The organism is Psychromonas sp. (assembly GCF_047632995.1).
GTDB lineage: Bacteria > Pseudomonadota > Gammaproteobacteria > Enterobacterales > Psychromonadaceae > Psychromonas.
The window spans coordinates 1-5,767 of sequence record NZ_JBLIEK010000172.1 but is presented as its reverse complement, the minus strand read 5'-3'; the positions used below and the strand labels follow the sequence as shown (position 1 = coordinate 5,767).

4 protein-coding genes are annotated in these 5,767 nt (G+C 42.2%); all 4 read left to right on the top strand.

Annotation, left to right across the window (positions count from 1 at the left end; all coding sequences use genetic code 11):
- On the top strand, nucleotides 1-1,597 hold a 1,597-nt coding region (locus ACJAT7_RS17465; protein WP_415228080.1), incomplete at its 5' end, for a glycoside hydrolase family 38 C-terminal domain-containing protein.
- A gap of 55 nt (nucleotides 1,598-1,652) precedes the next feature.
- The gene (locus tag ACJAT7_RS17460; protein ID WP_415228079.1) at nucleotides 1,653-2,804 is read left to right on the top strand and encodes a glycerate kinase; all 1,152 of its coding nucleotides are present in this window, start codon (nucleotides 1,653-1,655) and stop codon (nucleotides 2,802-2,804) included.
- A gap of 120 nt (nucleotides 2,805-2,924) precedes the next feature.
- The gene (gene manA / locus ACJAT7_RS17455) at nucleotides 2,925-4,124 is read left to right on the top strand and encodes a mannose-6-phosphate isomerase, class I (RefSeq protein ID WP_415228078.1); all 1,200 of its coding nucleotides are present in this window, start codon (nucleotides 2,925-2,927) and stop codon (nucleotides 4,122-4,124) included.
- A gap of 562 nt (nucleotides 4,125-4,686) precedes the next feature.
- The coding region (locus ACJAT7_RS17450; RefSeq protein ID WP_415228077.1) for a fructose PTS transporter subunit IIB at nucleotides 4,687-5,767 on the top strand (1,081 nt) is incomplete at its 3' end.

The following is a 5,767-nucleotide window of genomic DNA, read 5'->3' as shown; positions in this document are numbered from 1 at the left end:
GGAAATCTTAAACCGTTACATCCTTGCCGATGATATGGCGACTAACCTTATCAACTTCTATAAGCGTAAAATTGTTGATCATATGCCGGCTAAAGAAGATTGTGACAAACTTGCATTATTCAATCTTTCTCCCTACGCACGTGATGAAGTTGTTAATACCCAGATAACTATTCGTGCTCAAGAATTCAAGATTTTTGATGATGCGGGTAACGAAATTGAATACTTTATTGAAGACCAACGTGAAATCGACCCGGGTAAAATTGACCGACAAATCGTACATTACGGTAACTATGACCCATTTATGGAGTTCGATATTCAGCTTAAAGTTAACGTGCCGGCAATGGGCTTTAGCACTTTCCATGTTAAAGCAAATGAAAAAGGTGCATTAAAGGCGGCACCACAAAAACAACAGAATGTACTGGAAAACAGTTTCTACAAAGTGACTGTTAACGATAACGGGACATTAACTATCTTTGATAAAGAGACTGAGCAGACATTTGATCAGGCATTGCGTCTTGAAGATGGCTCAGATGATGGTGATGAGTACGATTACTCTCCTTCACGTAAAGAATGGCTGTTATATTCAGATGAATTTAACGCAGAAATTAAGGTTGAGCAGCAGGCATTCCAATCTGTTGCCACGATTAAATTCCGTATGGACGTACCTTCTAACCTTGAAGCGCGTGAAGCGCGTAGCAATCAAAAAGGTTATGTCGATGTAGTTTGCCGTGTTGTGCTCAAGGAAGAGACTCGTCGTATTGAAGTGCGTATGGAACTGGATAACCAGGCCGATGATCACCGCGTGCGTGTCTTGATCCCAACCACATTTGTTACCGATACGGTTGTTGCTGACAACCAGTTCGGTTTAATCACCCGGCCAACGGATGATCCGGCAATGAAAGTATGGGAGGAAGAGAAGTGGAAAGAAGCACCGGTTCCTGTCTACCAGCTGATGAATTTTGCTGCACTGGAAAATGGTCAAGCGGGCATGGCGGTTATGACTAATGGTTTGCGTGAATTTGAAGTGATTGCCAATCAAAGTGAGCAACGTGACACATTAGCGCTTACCCTATTCCGTGGTATTGGTGTACTGGGTAAAGAAAATCTGCTGCTTCGTCCTGGCCGTCCATCGGGTATTAAGATCCCGGCGCCGAATTCACAAGTACGTGGCAAATTAGTGTGTGAATTTACACTGTTTGGCTTTGCGGGTAACCATATCGATGCCAATGTAATGGCCGAAGCGCGTGCCAATGTGACACCGATTCAGTGCTACAACAAAATCCCGTTCAATGCGATGAAGCTTAATGTGGGTGAACAGAATTTACCATTAACCTACAGCTTATTAAGCACTGAGAAATCTGGCCTGGTATTGAGTGTACTGAAAAAAGCGGAAGATGAAGAGGCATTAATTATGCGTGTTTACAATCCGTCTGAAACAGCAACCACAGCTGGCAACGTTGAGTTTACAACACCCGTTACCGAGTGGGTTGAAACCTTAATGGATGAAACGCTAAAAGCGGATGTCACAGCACAACAAGCACAGGATTTTGGCACATTAGCTCAATGTCAGGCTAAAACATTCCGTGTTAAATTCTAAGCGGTTGTTAACTACTATTAAAACCCCTCAATAAGAGGGGTTCATAGGTGAAGTGATGAAAATTGTTATCGCACCCGATTCCTTTAAAGAATCCCTTTCTGCTATGGCCGTTGCAACCTGCATCGAAAATGGCTTTTCGAAAATTTTCCCAGACAGTGAATTTATCAAGATCCCCCTTGCTGATGGCGGTGAAGGCACTGTTGATGTTTTAGTTGATATGCTCAAAGGTGAAAAACAATATGGTGAAGCAGTAGGTCCTATCTCTGGTCATGTTAATGCAATGTGGGCACTGCTTAATGACGGGCAATATAAAACAGCATTAATTGAAATAGCAGGTGCCTCTGGCCTTGATTTAATAACGCCAGGACAACGCAATCCGCTCATTGCAACTAGCTTTGGTACCGGTCAAATCATACTGCAAGCATTGGATTTAGGCGCTGAGAAAATTATCCTAGGATTAGGTGGCAGTGCTAGCAATGATGGAGGGGCTGGTATTTTACAAGCCTTAGGTGGTCAATTATTAGATGTACAGGGTAATGAATTGCCCGTTGGCGGTGCCGCGCTTGCTGATTTAGCGACTATCGATCTAAGCAACCTTGATAAACGTTGTGCAAATGTTGAATTTATTGTTGCCTGTGATGTGAGTAACCCACTAACCGGTAAAAATGGTGCTAGTGCCATTTTTGGTCCGCAAAAGGGGGCAACACCGAAAATGGTTGAGCAACTCGATATTGCATTAGCTCATTTTGCCGATATTGCAGAGAAAACATTAACGGTTAATCATCGACAAAGTGCAGGTTTCGGCGCAGCTGGCGGCGCGCCAATGGGCTTGTGCTTAGCCTTTGAGATTCAAATTCAGGCGGGTATCGACATGGTACTGGATATTTTGAAGGTTGATGATGCATTAGCCGGGGCTGACTTAGTTATCACTGGTGAAGGTCAGATGGATAATCAGACCCTTAATGGTAAAACCCCCTTTGGTGTTGCTAAACGCGCACTGGCTCGAGACATTCCTGTGATTGCTATTGCCGGCTCGTTAGGCACTGAAGTGGAAGCCTTGTATAACACAATCGGCAGTATATTTGGCACAGTGCGTTCTCCTCAGGCTTTAGATCAGGTATTAAGTGAAGCTGAAGGTAATCTAACGCGAACAGCAAGAAATATTGCTGCGACGTTAGCAATGGGAAATAAACTTTCTCTGAAATAAGTAAAGCGTAACGAATCTATTTAAAAATAAATAATTAGCTGTTTTTATTGGAACTTTTCTATAAGTTTACAAAAGAAGCCGCTAATTGACGACGACTAATCGAATCAAGAGGGACTAATAATGACTCAAGTACTTTCACCTTACTTTTTCCCGATGGAAAATGTTATCCAGGACTATATATGGGGAAGCCGTACGTCTATCAGTGAACTGCTAGGCATCCAAAATCCGGATAACCAACATCAGGCTGAAATTTGGATGGGTGCTCATCCAAATGGTTGCTCTAAAATCAAAAACGGGGGGGGAACTCAGCTTTTATCTGATTTTATCAATCAAAATAAAAGCGCTGTTTTAACGACAGAAACAAGTGAGAAGTATGGTGAGTTGCCTTATTTGTTTAAAGTATTGGCAGCCGGTGAGGCTTTATCTGTTCAGGTACATCCAAGCAAAGAGCAAGCGGTTGCCGGTTTTGCAAAAGAAGAAAAAGCGGGCATATCCCGCACTGCTGCAAACCGTAATTATAAAGATCCAAACCATAAGCCGGAGCTTGTCTATGCACTGACCCCCTATCTGGCAATGAATGGTTTTAGAGAATTTGATCAAACGATTGCTTTATTTAAAAAAGTAAATATTACTGCAATTGAATATCTGCTTTGTGCGTTTGATGCTGCACCGAATTCAGCTGGCCTTGAAGCTTTCTTCTCGGCGATACTGTCCTTGCAAGAAGAAGTAAAGGAAAGAGCCGTCAACGAGTTGCTTGAATATGCAAATGCAAATAAAGACGATCCGCTATTTGCGCTTATTGGCGATCTTGCGGAGCAACATCCCGGTGATATCGGTCTGTTTTCGCCATTAATGCTGAATGTGATCACTCTACAGCCGGGTGAAGCTATGTTCCTCTATGCATGTACTCCGCATGCGTATTTGAAAGGTACAGGCCTTGAAATTATGGCTAATTCGGACAATGTTTTACGTGCTGGTTTAACACCAAAATATATTGATGTTGAAGAACTCGTTGCTTGCACTAAATTTGAAGCGATCCCTTTTGATACACTGCAGTTTACGCCTGAAGAAAAAGAGGGGGGAGAATATTACGCTATTCCTGTTGATGATTTCAAGTTTGCACTGTTTGAATCTGCTGATGATTTAAGTATCTCGGTACAAAGTGCAGAGATACTCATTGCTTTAGATGCAGATCTTACTTTAACCCATAGCAATGGCGAAAGTGTGACTATTGCAAAAGGTGAGTCGGTATTTATTCCTGCCTATGCAAAGCAATATCAGCTAACTTCTAAGGGCCGAGTCGCTCGCGCATTTAACTAATAGCAAATTAATGAAATGCGTTTATCTTTATGCTGTTCAGTGAGGTGAATTTAATATTCGCCACACTGTTTCTGTACCGTCCCGTTAGATTTAATATAAAGGCGTAATAGAGTGCCAGAATAATCATTAAGGTTAATCTTGTTAATATAAAAATAGCCAAGATCAGGCTGCTTGCTAAATCACCAAAAAGTCGACCATTGGAAATGAAAACGGCCTAATCATAGCGGCTAATCCAGTTGAGATAATCACTTTCGCCCAGACGACTCCTGCATTAATAATCACTTCTTTAAAACCCCTCCATTTCTTGCCCAACATCCCACCCTTAAAGTTGTATTAATGTGATCCATATTGTATTAATACCTATTCAATACAAAATATAGTTCTTGTGTGTATTTGCTCACAGATAAGTTGGGTTTGTTAAGTAATAATGCGCTTTCTGAGTAATTGGTGATTAACTTGCGAATGTCTTTGGTTAATAGATGTTCGTTTGTTATTGATAGGACAAATAAGTATACAACCACCTAATCTATAACTTAAAGAGATGAAAACAAAGGATCATAAAATGAAGAAAATATTAGCTGTTACAGCATGTACCGCCGGGGTTGCGCATACCTACATGGCGGCCAAAATTTTAGAGAACAAGGCTAAAGAACGTGGCTATGAAATCAAAGTAGAAAAGCAGGGGGCAAACGGTATTGACGGCCGTATCTCCACGCAAGATATAGAAGAGGCATCCGGTATTATCTTTGCAACAGATGTTGGTGTTACAGAGATGGAGCGCTTTGAAGGACTGGTCTCTGTTCAGGGTAAAGTAAAAGACGGCATCAAGAAAGCAGATGCCATGCTAGATGCGCTTGAAGCGAAAATTGCCGCAGCGGGCAGCGAGAAAAAAGCAGCTGTGCCTTCAGCAGCCGCAAATGAGTTTTCTGGAGAAGAAGGCAGTAGCAATTTCGTTGTTAAATTCTTTAAAGATTGGTACAAGGGCGCACTATCTGGTGTATCTCATATCATTCCTCTTGTTATCATTGGCGGTCTTTGTGTTGGTTTACTCAATCTGTTCTTTGGATATGACTATACCCACCTTTATAACCTCAGCGCTGACCAACTTGCTGATAAAGAATTCATGGCTGAATTTGCATCAACCAGCCAAGGTATTGTTCACTATCTATACTACATCGCACTAAAAGCATTTAACCCATTGATGATTGTTGTTCTTGCGGGATTTACTGCTTACGGTATGGTCGGTAAACCCGGTCTGGCACCCGGTTTCGTTGGTGGCTTTGTTGCTGTGGGTGGTACTTTCGGTCATCTAACTATTGAAAGTGGTGGCTTTATCGGTGGTCTTGTAGCAGGTGCAGCGGCTGCATTATTTGTTATGCTTATCCGTCAAGTCAAGGTACCTCAAGTGCTAGAAGCGGTTAAGATGATTGTTATTACGCCGCTTATTGCCGGTGTACTAACGATTCTATTCATGCTTGTTGGCCCTGGTCAGTTCTTCGCGTTCCTAAATACCTCCCTCTCTTTTTGGTTAAACGCAATGAGCGGTTCGAACTTACTTATCCTGGGTTTCATCCTGGGTTGTATGTCTAACCTTGATATGGGTGGTCCAGTTAACAAAGCCGCATACCTATTCTGTATCGGTG